The 22115-nt window shown below is 48.3% G+C and carries 20 protein-coding genes and 3 pseudogenes; 9 read left to right on the plus strand and 14 right to left on the minus strand.

The genetic code is table 11. From position 1 onward, the window contains the following. Window positions 1-305: 305 nt before the first annotated feature. Window positions 306-2528 carry a ferric-rhodotorulic acid/ferric-coprogen receptor FhuE gene (fhuE, locus tag NAL19_RS04280; protein ID WP_263058852.1) on the plus strand — a complete coding sequence of 741 codons (2223 nt, stop codon included), beginning with the start codon at window positions 306-308 and terminating at the stop codon, window positions 2526-2528. A gap of 147 nt (window positions 2529-2675) precedes the next feature. Then, on the plus strand, window positions 2676-2879 hold the full coding sequence (locus NAL19_RS04285) for an AAA family ATPase (protein ID WP_225087077.1): 204 nt from the start codon (window positions 2676-2678) through the stop codon (window positions 2877-2879). 63 nt (window positions 2880-2942) lie between these two features. Here the strand turns inward: NAL19_RS04285 and NAL19_RS04290 are convergent, their stop codons facing one another. From NAL19_RS04290 to NAL19_RS04315, 6 genes are all read right to left on the minus strand, one after another. Beyond that, the gene (locus NAL19_RS04290) at window positions 2943-3512 is read right to left on the minus strand and encodes a fimbrial protein (protein WP_225087078.1); all 570 of its coding nucleotides are present in this window, start codon (window positions 3510-3512) and stop codon (window positions 2943-2945) included. A gap of 17 nt (window positions 3513-3529) precedes the next feature. After that, complete coding sequence (locus NAL19_RS04295; RefSeq protein ID WP_263058853.1) at window positions 3530-4060, minus strand: hypothetical protein; 531 nt, start codon at window positions 4058-4060, stop codon at window positions 3530-3532. Beyond that, entirely contained in the window at window positions 3985-4566 is a 582-nt protein-coding gene (locus tag NAL19_RS04300; protein WP_263058854.1) for a hypothetical protein, read from the minus strand. Before NAL19_RS04300 ends, NAL19_RS04295 begins: the two co-directional genes overlap by 76 nt. A gap of 16 nt (window positions 4567-4582) precedes the next feature. Further along, a complete protein-coding gene (locus NAL19_RS04305) occupies window positions 4583-5332 on the minus strand; it encodes a molecular chaperone (protein WP_263058855.1) in 750 nt (249 codons plus the stop codon). Between the two features lie 37 nt (window positions 5333-5369). Beyond that, window positions 5370-7910 (minus strand): fimbria/pilus outer membrane usher protein, encoded by a 2541-nt coding sequence (locus NAL19_RS04310; RefSeq protein ID WP_263058856.1) that lies wholly within the window; start codon window positions 7908-7910, stop codon window positions 5370-5372. 86 nt (window positions 7911-7996) lie between these two features. Further along, window positions 7997-8545 carry a fimbrial protein gene (locus tag NAL19_RS04315; RefSeq protein WP_263058857.1) on the minus strand — a complete coding sequence of 183 codons (549 nt, stop codon included), beginning with the start codon at window positions 8543-8545 and terminating at the stop codon, window positions 7997-7999. A 692-nt stretch (window positions 8546-9237) separates the two neighbouring features. On the opposite strand from NAL19_RS04315, the gene NAL19_RS04320 reads away from it, so the two are divergent. Together NAL19_RS04320 and NAL19_RS04325 are read left to right on the plus strand one after the other, a co-directional pair. Continuing rightward, on the plus strand, window positions 9238-10011 hold the full coding sequence (locus NAL19_RS04320; RefSeq protein ID WP_263058858.1) for a transcriptional regulator: 774 nt from the start codon (window positions 9238-9240) through the stop codon (window positions 10009-10011). After that, window positions 9998-10468, plus strand: coding sequence for a FidL (locus NAL19_RS04325; RefSeq protein WP_263058859.1), 471 nt, complete (start codon window positions 9998-10000; stop codon window positions 10466-10468). The genes NAL19_RS04320 and NAL19_RS04325 overlap by 14 nt, the downstream gene beginning before the upstream one ends. 136 nt (window positions 10469-10604) lie before the next feature. Here NAL19_RS04325 and NAL19_RS04330 read toward each other — a convergent pair. The 3 genes and pseudogenes from NAL19_RS04330 to NAL19_RS04340 form a co-directional block, all read right to left on the minus strand. Beyond that, window positions 10605-11038, minus strand: a pseudogene (locus NAL19_RS04330) (CueP family metal-binding protein). A 447-nt stretch (window positions 11039-11485) separates the two neighbouring features. Beyond that, window positions 11486-11653, minus strand: a complete 168-nt coding sequence (locus tag NAL19_RS04335) for a VOC family protein (protein WP_263058860.1) — start codon at window positions 11651-11653, stop codon at window positions 11486-11488. 89 nt (window positions 11654-11742) lie between these two features. Continuing rightward, the gene (locus tag NAL19_RS04340) at window positions 11743-12306 is read right to left on the minus strand and encodes a TetR/AcrR family transcriptional regulator (RefSeq protein ID WP_263058861.1); all 564 of its coding nucleotides are present in this window, start codon (window positions 12304-12306) and stop codon (window positions 11743-11745) included. A 267-nt stretch (window positions 12307-12573) separates the two neighbouring features. Here NAL19_RS04340 and NAL19_RS04345 point away from each other — a divergent pair, with 267 nt between their 5' ends. After that, window positions 12574-12972: an HPP family protein gene (locus tag NAL19_RS04345; RefSeq protein WP_263059659.1), complete on the plus strand. Its 399-nt coding sequence runs from the start codon at window positions 12574-12576 to the stop codon at window positions 12970-12972. A gap of 89 nt (window positions 12973-13061) precedes the next feature. Here NAL19_RS04345 and NAL19_RS04350 read toward each other — a convergent pair. Then, a pseudogene (locus NAL19_RS04350) lies at window positions 13062-13319 on the minus strand (TetR/AcrR family transcriptional regulator); the annotation flags it as partial. Between the two features lie 3 nt (window positions 13320-13322). Here NAL19_RS04350 and NAL19_RS04355 point away from each other — a divergent pair. The 3 genes and pseudogenes from NAL19_RS04355 to NAL19_RS04365 all read left to right on the plus strand — a co-directional run. Further along, window positions 13323-13655, plus strand: a pseudogene (locus NAL19_RS04355) (NAD(P)H-dependent oxidoreductase); the annotation flags it as partial. A gap of 60 nt (window positions 13656-13715) precedes the next feature. After that, the gene (locus tag NAL19_RS04360; RefSeq protein WP_263058862.1) at window positions 13716-14918 is read left to right on the plus strand and encodes a methyltransferase; all 1203 of its coding nucleotides are present in this window, start codon (window positions 13716-13718) and stop codon (window positions 14916-14918) included. 212 nt (window positions 14919-15130) lie between these two features. Continuing rightward, complete coding sequence (locus tag NAL19_RS04365; protein ID WP_225087087.1) at window positions 15131-15550, plus strand: hypothetical protein; 420 nt, start codon at window positions 15131-15133, stop codon at window positions 15548-15550. Between the two features lie 115 nt (window positions 15551-15665). On the opposite strand, the gene NAL19_RS04370 is transcribed toward NAL19_RS04365, so the two are convergent. Continuing rightward, window positions 15666-16853, minus strand: a complete 1188-nt coding sequence (locus tag NAL19_RS04370) for an MFS transporter (protein WP_225087088.1) — start codon at window positions 16851-16853, stop codon at window positions 15666-15668. A gap of 115 nt (window positions 16854-16968) precedes the next feature. Here NAL19_RS04370 and NAL19_RS04375 point away from each other — a divergent pair, with 115 nt between their 5' ends. Continuing rightward, a complete protein-coding gene (locus NAL19_RS04375; protein ID WP_263058863.1) occupies window positions 16969-17925 on the plus strand; it encodes an AraC family transcriptional regulator in 957 nt (318 codons plus the stop codon). 607 nt (window positions 17926-18532) lie between these two features. Here the strand turns inward: NAL19_RS04375 and NAL19_RS04380 are convergent. The 3 genes from NAL19_RS04380 to NAL19_RS04390 all read right to left on the minus strand — a co-directional run bounded on the left by NAL19_RS04380 (window position 18533) and on the right by NAL19_RS04390 (window position 22050). Continuing rightward, window positions 18533-19900 carry a Fic family protein gene (locus NAL19_RS04380; protein ID WP_263058864.1) on the minus strand — a complete coding sequence of 456 codons (1368 nt, stop codon included), beginning with the start codon at window positions 19898-19900 and terminating at the stop codon, window positions 18533-18535. 144 nt (window positions 19901-20044) lie between these two features. Beyond that, complete coding sequence (gene mobC / locus NAL19_RS04385) at window positions 20045-20800, minus strand: MobC family replication-relaxation protein (RefSeq protein ID WP_263058865.1); 756 nt, start codon at window positions 20798-20800, stop codon at window positions 20045-20047. Between the two features lie 908 nt (window positions 20801-21708). Then, window positions 21709-22050, minus strand: coding sequence for a hypothetical protein (locus tag NAL19_RS04390; protein ID WP_263058866.1), 342 nt, complete (start codon window positions 22048-22050; stop codon window positions 21709-21711). Between the last annotated feature and the right edge of the window lie 65 nt (window positions 22051-22115).

Below are 22115 nucleotides of genomic sequence, written 5' to 3' on the forward strand. Positions count from 1 at the left end.
AACAATCGGTCTGCCGGTTGCATGGTACATGATCAGTGCCAAGGTCTTTGAAGCACCGATTGACCTATTGGAAGACAAGCAGGGCAAGTCTGTTGTAAATGCCTCGAATGTTCTTTTTGCAACATACCTTGTTAACGGTATGGTGATTTGCTCTTTTCTATCTAATTGTATTCTAAGTGAATTCATCCTTTCTTTGAAATAACAATAATAATGCGTATAGTTATCATTTACTTTTCTGTGCAAATGTTGACAAAAAACGCCTCAGCATCTCGCCAATACCACCATCAGTTAACCGAGGATATGCCATGTCTTTTGGAGTTACTCGCGCCGAAAAAACGCGCGTTTGTGATTCTTCGCTGGTCGGAGCAAAACCATTCGGAGTCTCTCTTCTCGCCCTGTTGATTTCAGCTTCTTTCCTGCCTGCTCAGGCTATTGCCGAAGAAACCCCAGCCTCAGGTGATACGCTTGTCGTCAGCGCTAACGCCAATGCTAACGCAGAGGCCAGCGACCCGCAGGATTACAGCGTGAAAGTGACTAATGCCGGAACGAAGATGACGCTGACGCCGCGTGATATCCCGCAGTCGGTGAGTGTTATCAGCCAGCAGCGTATCGAGGATCAAGGGTTGCAGACGATTGGCGAGGTCATGGCGAACACGACCGGTGTGTCCTCTAAAATTATCGACTCCGAACGCATGACGTATTTCGCTCGCGGTTTCCTTATCAATAACTACCTGTTTGATGGTATTCCAACGGTGGTTGACGATATCTGGAACTTTGGTGATTCAGCTTCGGACACGGCGATCTACGATCGTATCGAAGTGGTGCGTGGGGCGACCGGGTTAATGACCGGAACGGGTAACCCTTCTGCTGCGGTAAACATGGTGCGCAAGCATGCGAACAGCCGTGAATTCAAAGGCTCGGTATCCGGCAGCTACGGCTCGTGGGATAAACAGCGGATGGTGGCCGATTTGTCTGCGCCGCTGACAGAATCCGGCAACGTGCGTGGCCGTGTAATTACGGGCTATCAGGATAATGATACCTGGCTCGATCGTTACCATAGCCGCAAGAAATTCGTCTACGGCGTGATTGATGCCGATGTGACAGATTCCACCACGTTATCCTTTGGTTATGATTATCAGGACAATCACAATACTAGCTCAACGTGGGGAGGCTTGCCGACGTGGTACAGTGATGGCAGCCGTGTTCGTTTTGATCGCAGCCTTAACTCCGCGCCAAACTGGAGTTATACCGACTCAACGTCGAAAAAAGTGTTTGCCGGTTTGACCCAGCGTTTTGATAACGGCTGGCAGGTGCGTATGAACGGTACGCATGACGAGACGAACTTTGATTCGAAACAGATGTATGCCAACGGTTTCCCAGACAAAAACACAGGGCTGCTTGTTGACCCTTACTATCCTGCTTATAACGCTGGTGCTTATGGTGGATGGAATAGAGGGAAGCGTAAAATCGATTCTGTCGATACCTACGTGACTGGTCCCTTTGAGCTGCTCGGTCGTCAGCATGAGCTGGTTTTGGGGGCGAGTTATAGTAAACAGAGCAATAGCTATGATAACTCTTATCCTACAAGCGCAATCACTCCAGAGGATATCGGTAATTATTTCAACTGGAATGGCAATCTTGCCGATCCTACATGGAGTTCCTGGCAGCCTTACGAAAATGCTACGACACGCCAGAAATCAGCTTATACTTCGGCACGCTTCTCGCTGGCTGATCCATTGCATTTGATCGTCGGTGCACGTTACACCGACTGGAGTGTGGCAGGATCCTCGGATAGCGATAGCAGAAACCGCATTACGCCGTATGCGGGGCTGGTGTATGACATCAACGATACCTGGTCGACGTATGCCAGCTATACCGATATCTTTCAGCCGAATAACAAACGCGACATCAACAAAACCTATCTACAGCCGACGACAGGCAGAAACTACGAAACGGGTCTGAAAGGGGATTGGTATAACAGTCGTCTGACCGCATCAGTTTCGGTTTTCCGTATCGAACAGGATCACGTAGCGCAGACGAATAGTGCTCGCTTTGCTGGGTCGAACGAGACAATTTATTACGCTGTTGACGGTGTCGTCAGTAAAGGTATCGAGTTTGAAGTGAACGGTGCGGTAACAGACAACCTGCAAATGACGTTTGGCGGTTCGCGCTATGTTGTTGACGATCAGGACGGTAAGTCGGTCAATCCAGAACAGCCGCGCACATCGTTCAAACTGTTTACCCGCTACCAATTGCCAACGCTGCCGGAGTTAACCGTGGGCGGCGGTGTGAACTGGCAAAATGGCATCTGGCAGGAAGGTTCTGGCCCGCAAAACACCACGCTGCGTGCCGAGCAGGGCAGCTACGCGCTGGTTAATCTGTTTGGTCGCTATCAGGTGACCAAGCAACTGGCGGTGCAGGCGAATATCAACAACCTGTTTGATAAAGAGTACTACGACTACCTTGCACCTTATGCCGTGTATGGTACGCCGCGTAGCGTCTCGATGACCGTTAACTATGCGTTCTAGCTTGCGTTGATGCGAGTGACTTTCCCTGCGATGCGATGAGCTGTCGTTGGGAACCTGCATGGCGCCCGTATCTCAGCGATATGGGCGCTTTTTCTTTTACCGCTATGCTAGGATATTTTCACTCATTACCCGTCAGGAAGACTGAGAATGATCTCAACGCAGTACATCAGCCGAATCGCGCTGGCACATGAAAAGGTGGACTCATTCGAGGTTTATCCGTTTTCTATTCCGTCGATTCGCTCGCTGGGTAAGCTGGAGTTACACCCGAAAGCCACCTTTTTTATCGGCGAGAATGGCTCAGGAAAATCCACGCTGTTAGAAGCCATTGCCGTTTCGATGGGCAGTGAGTGAATAATGCGTGTGCCGCCAGTGTTGGGTAAATAACATGACGGCGTTGGCTTTACCCTCAATTCACTATAAATAGCTTAAGGTGAAGTTCGCCGTTGCCATGAAATCACCGGACTGAATCAGATCGTCGCGTATTTTTTCGATGCGGGCCGAAAAGGGAATGGTGTTGTCCCCGCTTTGCAGCACAATGTTGTCCGTACTGCTGTTGATGCCGACCAGTTTGTCCGCATGATAAATACCAACCGCGATGCCTTTGGCACCGGATGAGGAATCCAGCGCCAGTCGATTAGGCAAGAGTGGCTCCTCTTTTCCTGAAAAGCGGATGGTGACGTTTTGGTAGGTATCCAGATTGCAGTCTGTGAGGTTAATCGCGAAGTCGTGCCATTCTCCGTAGCGATTAGCCTTTAAATAGCGTGAAGAAACTTCGCTCATATCCACCACAATCGCTTTGCTATCCGCGCTGACATTACAGGCGGCGTTGACGACGAGAACGTGAAACGTTACTTCATGGTCGTCCATTGATGATACCTGCTGAGCGATGGACTCTCCCGAAGGAAGCGTCAGGATGCCGAGTGTAAACGCGAGCAGCGCGCGGTATGGCCGGGTTTTTATTGCTGTATTGTTATTGTTTATCATCGTTGCGATCCCATGGGTTAATGATAATTAAACCGCAGAATAATGTTTTTCTCGGTATCGCCTATCACCGCGGGGCCGGAGGCGTAGAGCCGGGCCGTATAGCGCCGTTCGATCACGCCGCTCGATGCTGTCAGGCCGTCAACCAGACCGATGAACTGGTTAAACACTATGTTATTGCCACTGCGGGTATCTTCGATTTTCAGCGTGGCGCCATTTCCCATATTCATGCCGTCTATCCCGACGAGTGAATTTCCCCGCGACGAGGCATCAAAGTTGATGTCCAGATCGAACCCCTTGCCGCAGTCTTCTCCGCCGTCGGTTGATACGTTGATGTGGAAGTCTGTTTGCGCCAGTGCATTCGCTTCTGTACCAGCCCATGCTCTGACCGTACCAAAATCAACATAGCTGTCGGGCGAGACGTTAATCTTTGCGGCGCACTGCATAATGTCGATGCCGTGTAGTCCTGACAGGCTTAAGCCATAGTTGCTGTCGGGCTTGTTATTGATGCCACCTTCGCCGTCGATCTGGAAGACGCGCAGCGCATCCACGCCTGCGGTGGTATCGGTGATATTCCCCGGTTTTTTTCGAGATAAAGCTGCACTGTGACATTCAGCATGGTTGGGTTGGCAGGCGGTCTCGAACCGCTGGGGCCCGGTGCGATCCACTGTCCGGTGGATACACGGGAGGCGGTGGTGCCGCCATTGGTAATGACACCGAGATCCTGACCGTTATAGATGATGCCAATGCCAACCCCCTGACTGATGACCTTACCTTCGGGATTGGGATAGAAGTAGGACATCTCACCCTGTGGGCGTACGGATTTATATGCCCAGCAGGCCAGGCTGCGGGTATAGGGTTTTGATGTCCAGAGGCGGCTGCCAATAGGCAATGTCGCGGGTATTTTGAGCGTACCGATATCCTCATAATCGTTTACCGGGCCAGTCACGGTGCCGAGCCGACATTCCAGTGCACTGGCGTTAAACGCCGTTAAGCCGAAAAAGAGCGACGCACAGAGAGCGACATGGCGATGTTGATGAATAGCTAACCAAGACATGGCGGTTCCCTATTGTTTATTTATGGGGCGTGGGCTGGCACTGGTTTTGTACGCAGATGAAAGGCAGTTCCAGATGGCCGCCGTAGTCGTTGACGTAGTACAGATAGAAGCGATCGATTGCCCCGTCATTCACCTCAACTGGCAGGGTTGAGCGTGGCGCGATCATAAAGGCGTTCCCTTTCAGTAGGTTGGCAGGATTGGTGCGCGCCGCTTTAGGTTGTTTTAGGATGGCGCTTACCGTGATGTAGTACGGCGTTGGGTTTTCTACCTGAAAGGTGTTTCCCATTTTTCGGATCGTCAGTTTTTCCTGCCAGATTTCATCCTTAGCGGGTTTTACGCCGCGGGGACGGAAGAACACCTTAATTTCAGACTGAATGGCGATCTGTAATACGTTGGGTTTTTCCGCTTTGGGGGGAATTTCCCGGACGTTGAGGTAAAACAGCGATTCGCGGTCGGCTGGCAATTGGCTGATTTGCTCGGTCTTGACCAGACGGATCAGGCTATATCCTTTCGCTTCGATGCGCTGTAACGGTGGCAGCACCATCAGCGGTGTATTCACTTTATTGTGCTTATCGTCTGTCAGCCAGGACTGTGCCAGAAACGGATTCTCCGCGTTTTGGTTCATCAACATGACCGTCGCGGATTGTTCATCATCGTTAAAAATAACGCGCGTGCGATCGAGGCTCAGCGCGCTATACGCCGAAGGCAGCAAAAACAGGCCGCCGATGAGGAATCCTGCAACTTGCTGATAAAATGGGTGTTTCATAACGTACTCTCCAGACTTGTCTATTTCTTCGCGCCGCTTATTTACAGGGAAGCAGCAGCGCATCAAGGTGATGTAAGGTCGCGGGCAGGGTGATGGAACACTGCGTTCTTCCCTCCCAGATGACGGACAGCGTTTCACCAGGCGAGACGCCCGTGATATAGGCTTGTCCGCCGTTAGTGACCATGGCGATATCACGGCCTTTCTTGTTTTTGATCTGCGCGGCAAACGGGGGATATGCGCCGTTGACCAGCGCAATGTGCGCCATGATTTTTTCCCCGCTAACGACGTCGAATTTGCGGTAACCAATTGCCCCTTCGGTCAGCGTGCCTTGCACCACCGTCGTCATGGCCTCGATGTTCTGCGGTAATTTCTGTACATCAATCCGGGTTGATACGTCGTAGTAGCTGCTGGTACCGGCAATAACGGCCAGACCGTAGCGGTTAGTTTCAACCTGGCTGCCAGTGAACGGCACGCCCGGCTGCTCGGTATCGACCATGATGCGGGTGCCACCCTGATTGCCTTTCGGGTGTGCCGCCACGCCGTGGCGAGTGGCGGTAATACCGCCACGCAGTGAACCGTTCAGGTAGGTATAACGAGCCTGCTGCCAGGAGACGCCCACGGTGGCATCCGTCATCGGTGCCAGATGGGTATAGTTACCGCTCAGGTAGGTATGCTCTTTGCTGTCGTACCGCGTGCTCAGGTTCCAGGTTCGGCGCGGGTCAGTGTTATTGGAATAGGTGAGTGCCTGATTGCTGCTGTTGTTATAGCGCCCCATGCTGTAGCTCAAGCGCTCCTTATCCCCGAGTGGAATGGAAAAGCTCAGGAACAGGCTGTCATCGGTACGGCGGTTGAATTCGGTGCGATAGGCCGAGACATTGGCGGCAATCCCTTTAAATGCGCCGATATCAAAGTACTTGTTCAGCGAAATCCCGTAGCGATCCTGCTCGGCTTCATTCCAGTAGGTCTGGCGTGTATAGGTGATGTAGGTTGAGAGTCCACTCAGTAGTGAAGATGATTCCTGCGTCGCGAAGTTTTTTGAGAGCGTAATGGTGTAGCGCTCTTTTTCATTGCGATAGCGGTTATCCAGATTCAGCGCATGAAGATACTGTGCCATGCTCATGTAGGTCTTTTCTGAAAAGCGGTAGCCCGCGAAGCTGAGCTGGCTATCGATCGAATTGAAATACTTAGACCAGTTGAGTGAGAAAGCATGCCCGATTTGCGACGAGGACGTGTCTGGAAGCGTCGCGCGTGACTGCGTGACGTCAGCGGACAGCGCGCCCAGCAGGTAGAGGTTTTTCCCGATGCCTGCTGACCAGGACTGGTAGCCATCAGACAAAATACTGCCGCCGTACACCGACCAGGCGTTAGATAGCCCCCATGAGGCTTCGGCGGCAGAAAATGCAGGGCCTTGCAGGCGATGGTTGGTTGTCGAGGGTTTACCAGCGGCGAGTTTGTACTGAACATGTCCTGGCCGTGTCAGGTAAGGCAGATTAGCCGACTCGGTCTGGAATGTTGTCACCGTGCCGTCTTCCTCCGTCACGCGAACATCCAGCGTGCCGCTGACGCCGTTCTTCATATCCTGAATCGCAAAGGGGCCGGCAGGCACGGTGGTTTCATAGATCAGCCTGCCATTTTGCGTGACTGTCACCGTCGCGTTCGATTTGGCGACGCCGCGAATTTCTGGCGCATAACCGCGTAGTGAAGGAGGCAGCATGTTCTCGTTGTTGGCTAATGACGCGCCGGTAAAACGGTAGCTATCGAACAGGTTGCTGCTGAAATACATTTCACCCAGCTTGAGATCGGCCGAAAGCGTTGGCAGCGGACGATAGGCGTAAAACTGATCCCACGAAAAGCTATCGCGGTTCGCGTTGCGCGATTTTTGCAGAAAATAACGATAATCGGCACGGTAACGCCAGGCTCCCAGATTGACCCCCGTGGTGCCGTAGCTGCTGAGATAGTGTGTTGTGCCTCTTCCATGGGTATCTCGACGGACGTTTCCGACCAGATTGTAATCCAATAGCGCGCCGCCGATGCCGTGATCCCATTGCTCGGGCGGAATCCAGTTTTGATCGCTATAGGCTAACCACGCCTGTGGGATCGTAATATTCAGCGTTCCCATACCGATCTGGTTAGAGACCTTCACACCGGCAATCGGGGTCAGATCGACACAGCTTTCGTTATGCCAGAATTCGATTTTGTCGCGGGCTTCTTTCTTCAGCGCCAGCTTATCGACGAGTTCGGGGGGGAGGCAGGCCGTTGGGCGGGATTGAGTATTGCCTTCCGGCAGATAGTGAATGATTTGCTGTTGTATTTCACGCGAGTTCACTTTGATTGATAAAAGATAAGCTCCGGGGGTGACGTATTCGGGATCGGAAAAATGGCTAAGATCAATGTCACTACGCTCATCGACATCCAGTACATCAACGTTAAATTCCGTTGCGCTGATCGATGTTGTACTCAAAGAAAAAATAAAAACGCTATAGCGAAATAGCGCCGATTTTACGTTTTCTTTGAGCGTTATATTCTTCATTGCCATAGGAATATGTGTTTGAGTAGATGCCGCGTTGTGGTTATTCATTCATGTCAGCCGACATGAATGAATAAGGTGCAAGGGGAGGATGTCTCCCCATTTTTTCCCATACACTGTGGCTAGCCGATCAATATTTATTGATAGGACACGACAAAGTTAGCGGTGCTGGCGAAAGAACCTGTAGTCACGGCAGGTGCTTCTCCTTCCTGTGGAGTAGGAAGCTTGGTTACATAAGACGTGAAGGAGAAAATGTTGTCTCCATTTGCCAGTGGTGTGGCGGGAACGGCTGGCGTGGTTCCATCGAATTTAATCTTTTCACCGATGCGTTCGACTGCAATACCTACCCCCCCAGCATTGCCGTTTAATGCAAGCAGTTCATTATTGGTGCCGGATGCCACGCCGCCGGAGAAAACAATTTTTGCGCTGGTCGCGGTATCCAGACTGCAATCTCTTAATGTGATATCGAACGGCTTAATTTCTGACGTGCCGCCGTTTTCCAGCACGGTTTTGCTGATTTCACCAAACTCGATCGTTTGGTGCAGATCTTCCTGAGAGACGGAGCAGGGGGTATCAATAATTTTTCCTTTGAATGTCACAGAACCATTATGTGAATCTGCGGCATAGGCACTGAAAGAAAATACCACGGGGATGAGGGACGTCAGGGCGATCTTTGATAATTTCATATTGTGCTCTCTCTGTTGGTTACTCTATTTAAAAGATGAACGCTATGCACGAGTGCTTTTCCGTATTCATGCATAACGGATCGTTGCTGCTCTTTTTGAATGACTCTATTGGTTGGCTGATGGTTGGTTACCTTTCGTATGGCAATATATTCATCAGCCGCCAACCCAGATTGATCTGGAACGAGGTGAATAGTAGGGGGGCGGGATATATCAGTCAAATATATTGATTTAAATATTTTTATTTAGTTTAAGTGTTTTGAATTTACATTTATTTAGATTTTTGTTCTGTTTAGTGTTTTTCTTCTTTCAGGAGATATTAAGGGGTAAAAATATAAATTCAGACATAAATCATGTTAATTCAACGCGTTATTTAGTATTCCCTTGCTTTGTATGGCTATGGTGTAAGCTCTCTGCCTTTTTATAAAAATAATGAAATGTCTTTTTATTTATATTGTTCTTAAACGAATGTTAAATAACCTTTGACAATAAATTGGTAAGTTTTATATGCTTGATTGATATAGCGACATTTTGCGCTATATAATTGATTTTACTTTTATAGATAACGTATCGGTTGTTTGGGTAGAGTGCTATTTTCAGACTATTCTGTAGGTATTTTCATTAAAAAATAACGTATCTACCAAGCTACTTATAAAAAACGATAACGTCTCTTAATCGTGATGGAAAAAGGTCGTATGGTTTATTTGATTAATGATTTAATCATTTTTAATGAAGGAGATGGAACGCTAGCATGGATAGAACGTGAAAACGAAGCAACCTCTTTGAGTTTCCCTGTTTCTCGCTTGTTCTGCTTGCTCATTGAGAATCAGGGAGTCACGTTAAGCCGAGATTTCTTGTTAAAGGAAGCATTAGAAAAGCACGCACTTTGTCCTTCTCTTAATAATCTCAACAACTATCTTTCTCTTCTAAGGAAAGTATTGCGAGAATTTGACCTTTCAGATGCGATTGTGACTATTCCTAAATTGGGGATTATTTTTAACGTTAAAAGCGTGACTCATTATCCAGTCGTGGGTGAGGAGGAAAAAGGGAAAGAAAGGTTAAATCAGGAGGTTGAAGATAAAATTGAAGAAGATGTCGATGAAGGGGAAAAGTCATTTTCTATAGAGCATCACGCCATTCCTGAACCCGTAAAAAAGCAGCAATACATCATGTTCCTTCTCATTTGGGTCACGATAGTCGGGGTTTTTCTACTCGCGTTGGAGAACATCAATCGTTTTCCCTATCGGCCTCTTGTCGACGTGAAGATGAGCGGGAAATGTGATTTGTTTTATTTATATGACAGCGTTGGTTATCCTCTCCCCATCGACTATGAGAATCTCTGTTCAGATAACACATTGTTCTTCCTGTCTAAAAAAATCGTTATATCTGAAATGCTGGATAAGAAAAGTGAAATCGTTATTTCCTGCAGGAAAGATGGGAAGGGATGTGTAACTTATGTTAATAATTAAAGTCAGAAAGAAAATTTTTTGCACCACGGTGGTGCTTTTTATTTCATTTTCCCTGGGGATTATTTTTTATTTAAAAAGCAACTTATACAGAAAGCCGCTGATATGCCAGGGTGAGATCACTTTTTATTCAGAAGAGCAACGTATCAGAACGGAATATGACGTCTATTTTTATCTAAATAATAAAAATAGAGCACTGGTTTTAGTCAACGGTTTTTACCTCGGAAAGGATGGCGTGCCGCTGACGATTCGGCGTACATTCAGTTTTGACTCCGTTTGGGAAGGGAACCGATTAATGGTGCACAATATCCTGATAAACAAGAACATCAATGACAAAGCCCCCAATGATGCGATTCCCATATTGGCGGAAAATGATGTTATCCAGTTTGAAATGCTGACGAAGCATGCCTATCTGATTAGCACCGTACAATCGAAGATGGCGTGTAATATCCGCGATTAATGCCTGTAGAAATGGCTTGAGCCGCACAGTAAAAGGCTATCGAAAACCAAGCCAGATAGGGTTCTCGACAGTTTTCATTCTGCATGGCTCGGCTTCATCAGCATCGGGTGGCATCGTTGCCTTCGACTGCTTTCTGCTATGCCTCTTTCAATGGCAGTGTCGTCATGCAGGTCTGGCTGTCGTCATAGGTCGCAAACGGTGAACTGGCTACGCGCCCCTGATAGGTGACATTGATGGTTCCTTCAATATTGCGTGGTAACCATACGCCGACAAAACCATTCTGATGGCTGCTCAGGGTTTTCTGCACGATAACGTTACCTGCTTTATCCGTGATTTTTACCTCAAACGCCGTATTGGCGAGTTCACCCTGACACCCGGATAAACTGTGGTTAAAGCAGGGATGGGTCTGCTGAATATAAGGGGCGATTGATCGATCGTATCGACAATCTGCTCGACAGTTTTCCCCGCCAGTCCCTGTTTGGCCAGGAACGCGTTGGCGTCAGTCGCCGCGGCGACACCCTGACCGCTCAATGTCAGAGCGAGTAGCGCTGCCATCATCTTTATCTTCATCATCATCTCCTCTCAATAGCGTCATCATCTGGAATCACAGGTTATGACGCTACACCTTCCCCCTACGGGAAGGTCAAAGGGGGGGGTATAGAAAGGTAAAGTAATGTATTTAATGGTTTTTTATTGATTCTGGTCAATTTTATATCATGTTAAATGGCAGGAATATCTTGCCTTTATTGATGCGGGTCATGAGTCAAATTTTCTTAAGCCTTACTTACTGACCCGACCAGTAAAACTCGATGCGGATCCCGCTTGGCTCATAGCACATCATATGCATTGCCGGGCTACCGCTCACTAAAGCGGGCGCAAATTCAATGTTGATGTTATGCGCTGATAATTTCTCAGCGATCTCAAGCAGCGCCGCTTTGCTATCAACCTTATGGCAAGATGATGCAAGCCGACATGACGTTTTCGATCGAACTGAGCCGGCTCGGTGGTTTGCGTCTGCTAAAGTGTGAGCATTACCGTACCATCGCTGCCAAAAATAGCGGGATAATCCTCTTTTCGTTTTACCTCTTTCCATCCCAGAAGCGTGGTAAAAAAGCGTGCGCTTTCTTCCAATGCTGATACCGTCAGACCTATATGGTGAACGCCGTGTGTGAGTGGTGAGTTCATGGTTACTTCCTCAATGAGGGATAAAGTTAATGACGACTACTTTGTTCGTCGGTTTGCTTCATCGGTGTGTAACAGGCACCGGGTTATGGCTAAGAAGGACGAGGGAAGGCTAACCGTCTGGCGTGCTGGCGATAAACATCCTCGCCGCTGGTCAGGCCAACAAATTCGGCTCTCACGATCATCCCTTCAATAAAAGTCATGATCGCTTCGATTTTGTCTTCTTTTTCTGGCTCTTCGGCAGTGAATAGCGATAGTAAGAATGACTTGATCCAGGTTTTATGGCGGAGAGCCAGATCCGCAATCGCGTCGTCTTGCCCTTTAAACTCAGCCAGCGCATGCATGAACATACATCCCTTAAAGTTCATGGTTCGGAACCAGGAGAAATGCCAGTCCATCACAGCATCCAGACGACTTTCTGCGTCGTTAACGCCCGATACCACGCTGGTTAACCCATCCTCAAAGCGTGTATGTCGGCGAGCCAGCACGGCTTCAATCAACTTATTCTTTGAGCCGAAATGGCGATACATGGATGTTTTGGAGACCCCCGCCTTATCTCTAATTAAATCAACACCAACGGCGGTATAGCCAAATTCATTAAACAGCGCTTCGGCGATATCTAAAATGTGCTCTCTTTTGCCCATGCTCTCTTTCATCGTTTTTCTTCACCAATGATAGGTTGTTTTTGTATGTACAGATCTGTACTCTTTGTTGTGTGTGTACAGATCTGTACACTTAATGTAGCACAGCAATTTCATAACACGCATGTTTTTTATCGGAGATGGGCGATGAAGAGACTCAGAGGAGGTGGCGCGTTGCCACCAAAGCCAACATTTATCCAGTTAATGAAAGGGTTAGTTGGTGGGAGCATCGGGATTCTAATCCTAAGTTATTTGGGGCAGTCCAGCGGTGTACCTTGGTTGATGGCGCCTTTCGGGGCAACTTGCGTCATTTTATTTGCTGCGTCAGCGTCTCCATTCGCACAGCCGAGGAACGTTATTGGGGGGCATTTCATTACGTCAGCCGTAGGACTGATTGCTTTATATGGATTCGGCGACACAATCGTTGTGTTGTCATTGGCTGTGGGCGTGGCGACAATGCTGATGCAATATTTTCGTGCGGTTCACCCACCGGCAGGTGCCAACCCGTTGGTGATCATTCTGGCTGGGAAAAGTGCCGTGGGGGTTGAGTTCTTAGTCACACCCGTTCTATTGGGGAGCATTATGCTGGTGGCGATCGCCGCCGTGATCAATAACTATGCTGAGGAAAGCCACTGGCCTGCGTATTGGCACGGTATTGGACAGCGCAAACGCCAGCCCTGAGACAGTCTGACTCAAGGATGAGTCGGCGTTTTGATGTAGGGCTCACTCACCAGAATGAGAAGGTTGCAGCTATTTTTCATGTGACTGTTTTACATGGAAATAGTATGAGTTTTGCTCGCACTACACCTTTGCACCATCGTGACAATCACCTGAAACAGTTCATCTTTAGCCTGCTGTTCCGTAATAATCCCTTTCACCGCGGCATAGGATAATCCTTCGGCGGAGCCGAGCATCGCGCGTAATGCCGGGTCACGAAGTGGCTTACCCGCACAGAATGGCGCAAAGAGATCGCGGCATTTTTGCGTGAAAGTGGCATCGTACTCCTGCCTGATTTGCTCAAGCGCGGGGGGCCGATTTACTGGTGGTCCATACCGGGATTATTGAAAGGGTGGATCGACCGCGTTTTTTCAAACGGTTGGGCTTATGAAGAAACGGCCGATGGGCAGGTGGTAAAGAAATTGGGGCATTTGCCGGTGCATCTTGTGGCGCTGGGGGCGGTCAACCAGAGGACGTTTGAAAAACGTGGCTACGCCGATGCCTTTCATGCACAGATCGCAGACGGGATTTTTGACTACTGCGGTGCTTCAGTTCTGACGTCTGAAATGCTGTTGATGCCAGAACGGGTAACGCCCGAGGCGTGTATCGATGCTGCACACCATATTGGCAGGCGCATTTTCCGGTAATTTCGGAGATTGATCTACCGTTAACACCTCATACGATTAAAACAAAGGCGTATTTAAATAATGCGGCTTTACTCCCTTATTTATTCTGGCCGGACGGTAAATGGCGGATTACCGCTCGGCCAAACGGATGATATGTTTTTAGCCTCATTTCAGCATACTTTGCGTATCAGTATAAATGCCGTACTAGATCATAAACTCATCCTCGTAATGAAATTAGATAATAAAGGGAAAGCTATGAATTCCGCTGAGCATATTAAAAATATTTCAGAAATCATGATGATGCCTCTGGCAGCAAAAGCACTATGCGTAGCAGCAGAAATAGGGATCGCAGATAAAATAGGGGATGGAGGTTCACGTATTGCTGAATTAGCCAAAGCGTGTCATGTCGGTGAAAAAAGCGTACTGGATATTATAAAAGTGCTTGAGGTCTTTGGTTTCTTTGAGGTGAAAGATGAAAGTATTATTAAAAATAACGCCCGCTCTGCGCTACTGATGTCGGATCACGTAAACTCAATGAAAAATTTCTGTATGCTGTTTGGCAATGAATATTATCAGGGGTTTGATGGCTTACTGCATACGTGTCGTACGGGCGCATCAGGGTTTAAGCAAGTATTTGGCCTGACATTATATGAGCACCTGGCGAACTCCGCATCGCGCGCAGAAATTTACGATCTCGCTATGCGGGATTTATCACGCCCCGTTGGTTATGTATTGGCGAAAGAATATGCCTCTCTTTTTAATAAGACGGGCAGTGTAGTCGACATTGGCGGCGGTAGCGGCGTTATTCTGATTGAGATTATAAAACAGTATCATAACCTGACCGGTTGTCTTTTCGATATGACGGGGGTTTGTAGCCGAAGTGAAAAGAGTGTCACACAGCACTATCCTGAATTGAAAGAAAGAATGGTTTTCACTCCCGGCAGTTTCTTTGAGGCGATTCCCTCTGGTTATGATGTTTATCTGCTTAAAAATATATTGCACAACTGGAACGATGAATTTTGCCTGAAGATATTAAAAGCCATCGCGCAATCCATTGGGCATTCGACGCTATTAATTATTGAACCTCTGCTGGAACATGAAGAAACCTCCCCAAGATTATTGATGAATGCGCTTTTTCAATCAGTGATTTGTCAGGATGGTACGCGATACAGAACCTTGAAAGATATGGAAGATATTCTGACGTTAAGTGGGTTAACCATTGTTGATACAAAGAAAATAACCACGGGTCATACGGTCATTGAAATTCAATTGAATACTAAATAGCGCGAGTGAAATGCTTCATTTCTCATGTCGCCATTTATATAACGTAATAGCATTGTTTTTTTATTTAAATAAAAATGTCTATTTCTACGCATTGCGAGCAAGGCATGTTTTCCTTTCTCGCTTTATCAGAGGGCGGGGGCAACTTCGAAACAACGGAGAACCGTCATGTTAACGTTGTCATTTTCACTGAACATTATCTAAGAGAGGCTCCAATGAAAATATTCCAATCCTACTGGCTACCTTTGGTATCAGCATTGGGATTAAGCATGCTTTCCAATTATTCGCACGCGGCAGTATTTGTTTGCAGCAACGACGCTTGCAGCAATTGGACTGCCATCACCCAGGCGCAGCTTAATACTAAGTCTACCGATGGAGAAGGGACTACCATTCTCCAGACCCTCAGCGAGTCATCTGAAGCCAGTGTCGTCAATGGCTACAACAGCACAGGCAACACGAATCTCTATCTGAAAAACAGTTTATGGCACATTGGGGGTGTCGAGCCTATAAAGGGAAAACAGCATGTGACGGCGTATGTCTATAAATCCACTGATCTCAATACTCGTCTCAAAACCTGCCACGCTTTCTCGTACAAGAAAGATCTCAAAGGGCCTTACTTCGCGACCTGCCAGTAAGCAGATATCTAAACCCGTCAAAAAGCACGACCCAGACGTCGTGCTTTTCTGATGTTTCTGAATCAAGACGTTATTTAAGGAAGGCTAGCCGGAAGATAGAGGTCAACATACCGCTTTATTGTGCGCGAACCCGCACGCCTGCAAAAACAATCACCATTGCCGATACCAGCAATAATCCGCTACCCGCAAAGACACCGCTGGCTCCGTTGAGGTCAAATATCACCCCGCCACCCGCGGCACCTGCCCCGATGGCAAACTGGATCGATGCCACCAGTAAACCCCCTGCGCTTTCGGCTTCGTCCGGTACGGTGGCCGCAAGCCAGGTTGACCACCCGACAGGCACCAGACCAAACGCAAATCCCCACATCGCGACCAACAGGCCGTCCAGCATTGCCAGATGCCCAAAGGCCACCATCGTCAACGCCAGAACGCCCATAACAAAGGGGACCAGCGCCAGCGTCAGGCGTAAGTTCCGGGCCAGTAAATAACCGGCAATCGAAGTACCAACAAAATTCGCGAGGCCAAAGCCGAGTAAAATCAGAGAAATGCTTTCGACGCTTGCCTGCCCGACGGTTTCCAGAAACGGTCGCAGGTAGGTGAAAAAGGCGAAATGTCCGCTGAAGATCAGCACCGTTGCCAGCAACCCGCCGATCATGCCCGGACGGCGCAGCACACGAAGTAGTGTTCCCAGACTACCGCTGCTTTCCGGCTTCATCGATGGCAACACCGAGAGCTGCCACAACAGCGCCAGAGCGCTCGGCAAAATGCAGAGAATAAAGACGTTGCGCCAGCCAATCAAACTCCCCAGATAGCTACCAAGCGGTGCCGCAACGACGGTGGCAATCGACACGCTGGAGAAGATCACCGCCAGCGCTTTCGGCACTTTATCCTCAGGCACAAGACGCATCGCCGTGGCGGTGGACATGGCCCAAAATCCCCCAATGGCAACGCCTAGCAGTAAACGCCCGAATAGCAACACATGCAGATTGGGAGCAAACGCGACCAACAGGCTGGAGATGATTTGCAGCACCGAGAAAAACATTAGTACCCAACGGCGGTCGATACTTTTGGTCGCCGGTGTGATGAGCAAACCGGTTACCAGCGCGACCAGCGCCGTTGCGGTGACCGCCTGACCCGCCATTCCTTCTGTAACGCCTAAACTTGCTGCCATCGGCGTTAATAAACTGGCTGGTAGAAACTCAGCCGTAATCAGGCCAAATACCCCCAGTCCCAGTGAATAAACGGCTCGCCAGGCGGGTTTTGCTGGCGCGATGGCCTCACTTGCCGCTATACATGAATTCATCTGTTACTCTCTCGTTAGAAAAATGTGACAACCGTCACGAAGCATAGAGTGTTCCTCGTGGACGATCTATGACATATACTCTTCACTTATTGATTATTCGTCCGGAGTTGTTGCCATGACCGTTCAGTCACCCGATTTGATCAGCGAGCTTCTGCGTGGGATGCGTCTTTCCGGGGTGACATATCGCCGAATTGAAACCCATGCTCCCTTTGGCCTGGCGTTCCGCTACGAACCTGGTAAAGCGCAGTTTCATTTTGTCAGCCAGGGAACAGCGCTGCTGCGCATGGAGAGTGGCGCGACATTTGTGCTAAAAAGCGGGGATGCGCTGTTTATTCCTAACGGGAATTCGCATGCGCTGCTCTCTGACGAAAAGGCTGACGTCACGCCAGTCTCTGCATTTCCCAGTGAAGCGATTTGTAATTCTGTCTGTGCGATCGACTGCAAGCCCTGCCCAGACACCGAGAACACGGTGATCTTCAGCGGATGCATGGATTTTGAACTGGGCGGAATGCAGCCGCTGATCAAAGCGATGCCGGAAGTCATGATGGTGAGCCGCCTGATGTCGACCTGGCCGGAAATCCATCCGATTCTTGCGGCGATGGAACGTGAATCGATGATGCGTCAGGTGGGCTTCGCCGGCATTCTGGCAAGGCTGGCCGATGTGGTCGCGGCGCTCATCGTGCGCAGATGGGTTGAAGCTGGCTGCGGTAAAGCGACGGGCTGGGTACAGGTACTGCGCGATCCGCGACTGAGCAGGGCGATTTACGCGATGCATCAGAATCCGGGCATCAACTGGAACGTCGCGGAACTGGCAAAAGAGGCGGGCACCTCCCGCTCTGTTTTTGCCGAACGGTTTCTCTCTGCAACCGGCACCACGCCTGTGAAATACCTCAGCGAACTGCGCATGCGTCTGGCCGTCCAGTACATCCGTCATGAGCATCAGCCGATTGAAACGGTGGCGCTACGTCTGGGTTACGGATCGCTGGCGGCGTTCAGCCGGGCATTTAAACGCATCGTAGGTCATGCACCGGGAACGCTGCGGGAAACCAGCTTGGCTCCTGAAGAGGTTTGATGGGGAGCGTACAAATCGTGAACTCGAATCATGGGGAAGGTGAGGTAGGATAGCGCTTTCGTAGAGAATCGAACGCTGTTCGATGGAGAGTCCGAATCTCTCAAAAGCAAAAACCCGCCTTTTGGCCGGGTTCTTTGGATTAGTGGTGCCGGACTCGGGATCATTCAGCTTTCTATTAAGTTGAAATGTAGCATAAATTTTAATCGAGGTTGTTGTCAAGACCCGTAGGTTGACCCGTATTTTTATAGATAGATCAGAATGATGTGTCACATGCGATAAAGAAATGTCCGGTTCGTTCCTTTGGTGCGATTCCCTGTGATGTAAATCAGTCTTAATGAGATTATCCGATTTAGACCGATTTCATAATGGTGTTAGCTGACGTGTGGCAAAGCGATCTTTGCATATGCCAACCTTCTCTTAGAGTAATCAGTATGCCGTAAGATCCCTAAATTGAATGATCCGGTTTACCCGGATACTTACAGCATTCTCTTGCTTTATTATGATTGATTTTAAACTCAGTTTAATTGATGAAAAATTGGTAAGCTAGATTTTCGCATTCTTAAATTTAGCTTAAAAAACCGACTTTCACCTGTTAATCATAAAAATATTATTCCTTCATGCTTTTCAATTTTTCTAACATTGCTTTTAAGGATTTTGGCGAAACGTAGATTGTTTTCTTTCCATTCTCAATTTTATCAAAAAGCCCAATTTCCACTAGATTTTTAAGGTCAGTACGTGCAGTATTATCAGAAATATTAAGATTTTCGCTAACTTCTTTTGCCGTAAAATGCCGACCAGCATTTTCGATGGCAACTAACAATACTGTTCTCTGCCTGTCATTTAACTTATTAATTAGCCCACCATTCCATAGCAAACTATCAATTTCTGCACGCTGGGTGGCTACTTTTTTTATGTGATCCGTGAAATTCATTGTAGCACGGCATACAATCTGACATTGATAATCTACGAAATAAGTTAAGTCAAAATCATCAGTTTCAGTGAATAGATAGGATTTACCATATGCTGTTGAGGCTTCTTTTAATAGACGACTAATTGATATGTATTTGAATGCTGTATATCCGCATTTGAATAAATACCAATAAAATAAAGCCCTTGCTGTTCTTCCGTTGCCATCATTAAAAGGATGCTCATAACCTATCATGAAGTGTAAAATACAAGCTTTAATTAAAGGGTGTAAATATCTTGACGTAAGTAAATCCTCATGTCTTGTGTTGGCCCATTCGCAAATAGTTTGTAATCTGTCATCTAAATCATCATGAGATGGGGGATAATGAACAATATTACCGTCATAATCACAAATAACGATGTCGTCAGCCTGCCTAAACTCTCCTGGCTTGTATTTTTCGTTGTTAATATCTCTTGTGCCAATAGAATGAAGCTCTTTTATAAGAGCCAACGATAAATCTTCTCCTCGTTTATCCCAGACGCTACCCATCAAACGATAGTTGCCGAGAATCATTCTTTCATCTTCTGTTCTAGGTTTTCTTTGAGCCGTAAGTATAGCTTTTGCCACTATGGTTCTGGTCGCAGCTCCTTCTAATTGGCTTGAGGATATTGACTCTTCTTCCCTTAGCTCACGAATTAAATATTTAACTCCTTCCATATTTGAAATCATTGCCTCAAACGCAGCTTTTGAGGTTTGCTGATCGATAAGCGAGCAGGCTTTATGCATGGATGGTAGAACATTTATCTTTGCGCGTTCACCATTTTTATCTTTATAGGTCATATGGTGTATATGAGACATACGTGCCATTTTTTGTACAGACCAAGCATGGATAGCATCGACACCTTTTTCGACTCGATATTGAAAATCATCCCAATGCTGATAGCGTCCCTTGTCATCTGTTACCCTATGATAACCCATTAACTTCGATAGCCGATCCGCTCTATCTTCGGTAGCATCTTTAGCTATTTCCATGAAAGGGACTAATTTTGGCGGATGTTTGATGGTCATAAATTTATCTCAAAAATATCTCATTTTGAGATAAATTGGATCATCACACGCTGATTGTCAATTTTTGTTGCTTGCTAGAGCAATAAATATCAAAAAGAACGCTAATGTTGGTTCCATCCATTTTGAAGTCTGTCAAAAGTGGGCTTACTGAGCGGAAGCACAGCGATCCAACTCCAACCGTTTAAGCTCCTCAACCGTATAAACCCGAAAAACATTGCGGTGCTTCGCTTCCAGCGGGATATGCTGATGATTCACGATGGCGTGTTTGATACTATTTAATAGCAGTTCGATAGCCCGCTTTTTCTGCGGATCGGGCACGATGTAGAAGACGTACATCCAACGTTTTTGAGTACGAGTTATCAAATGTTGGGTGATAATTGCCTGATAACGGGCCTTGGTTTTCAGATGGCGTTCAGTCTCAACTGCGATGACGGTTCCGTCTGGTAACGTTATCACCCCTGCCGGGCGATGATATACCTCATAGCGGCTGAGGAATGTTGAATCAGCGCCGCTGATCCACCCATAAGTGCCTTTCTTCTCAAGAAGGAGCCGCGCTAGCTGACGATCAAGGCGCTGTATCAATGTCCAGCCCGTGACTTTCGAGGGCTCAAACCGTGCAGGAAAGCCATCCTCATGGGGTGTGATGACAACGGATAATCCGTCGTTGGTGATCCCCCACAGAGAGGTTTTCACCATTCTGGTGTTTATTTCATGCTTTTGGATCAATCCCATGTCGATGGCTTTTGCCAGCAACAGATAAAGCGGCTTGTGATTTTTATAATCAAAAAGCAGCATCAACGTTTTAAAGTCGCTGTAGGTTTCTTCTTTCAGAAAGGTGAGCAGAAGTCGCATTTTTTCGTGACTACGCGCCCGCCGTTCACGGTAATCGTAAATCAGCATGGTTACTCCTTCGCATTTTACTGGGGTGTTCGCTCTTTCGGCTTTATCACCTCATTGCATGGGCGCATACCTTCGCCCACTTGCATGAGTCGACGTCATGAGGCGATCTTGTGGGGATAAAGAGGTGTCTACTTCGCAGCCATGCGCCGGAAAATACATTTCCCGGCACAAAACGGCGTGCGCCAGTTCATGCGGGCTGGACGCCCTTATTGCCTGTGCCTGTCGCATGGGGGTAATGTCGCGGCTGGACGCCACGCCAAAACCCCCAAGGTCAACGGCGGCACACCGTCGCGCGCTACGCGCGACTACCCCCTTTGAGACGCCGTTTTTAGCCCACTTTTTCTTTTGCCCGTTCCGGTCAGCGAAAAAATGGGAAAACGCCTTCAAAGCGGGTAGTCGCGCCTCGCTACCGGCTTGTGGCCGGAGACTTAGCTGCGACGGTGTGCGGGGCTGAAGCCCCCCAAATAAACCGACGCGTGGGCGCGTCTTTTTGCTCGCTGGGGCGGCAAAATTTATTCGGCTCCCCCCGGCCTGCTCGGTTTCCCTTGGGGGAAACGTTCGCCGGTGGGTTCGTGCGACGCAAATTAGCAATTTCTGCGAAATTGAATTTACTCGCCTCACACCACGGTTGAATGCCCGCGAGGTGCAGGCCTTCACCCGCCTAACCCCGTCGCGTCCTGCGTCGTGGCTGAATGGTCTGTTGAGCGCGGTCAGCGTTGCGAAAATAAAACGTGTTGGCATGTCTTCTCCCACTGGAATTAGCCAGTAGAGGAGACTATCGGGAAAGGAGGAGGCTGCCTGCAAACAACTCAATATCGGATGGGAAGAGTTATTGTTATTGAGCCATGAAAGCAAAAAAGCTCTGACCTAACGGCAGAGCTTTAATCAGGCAGGTTATATTCAGATGGCTATCTGGCGGTGAGTGAGTGTGCGCGTTTGTGCATCGTGGAAAGGGCAGGGATGAGCAAACTGATTGCGGTTAACCCGTGTCCCAACTGGCACAGGCTTTCTGGCGTCGATTCGCACACGTCATTATCGGCAAAGGTAATCAGCGCATCGCCAATGAAATTCAGGCAATGGCAAAGCCCGGCCTGTGTTTCGGCGCAATACTCAGTGACCTGCGAGAGTTCGTCATTGTCCATGTGTGAAAAGTCCAGACGAGCCAGCGCGGCACTCATGGCGGAGTAACGGTTCTCATAATCCGGCAGTGATTGATAAGACGCGCCCGTGTTACTATCGGTGTCAGCCATAGCATTAGTCCTCATAATGTTGTGGTCAGAAGCCCGGTTAGTGTTCCTAGCACTGCCGGGCTTCG

This window comes from Pectobacterium sp. F1-1 (assembly GCF_025643735.1).
Lineage (GTDB): Bacteria > Pseudomonadota > Gammaproteobacteria > Enterobacterales > Enterobacteriaceae > Pectobacterium > Pectobacterium colocasium.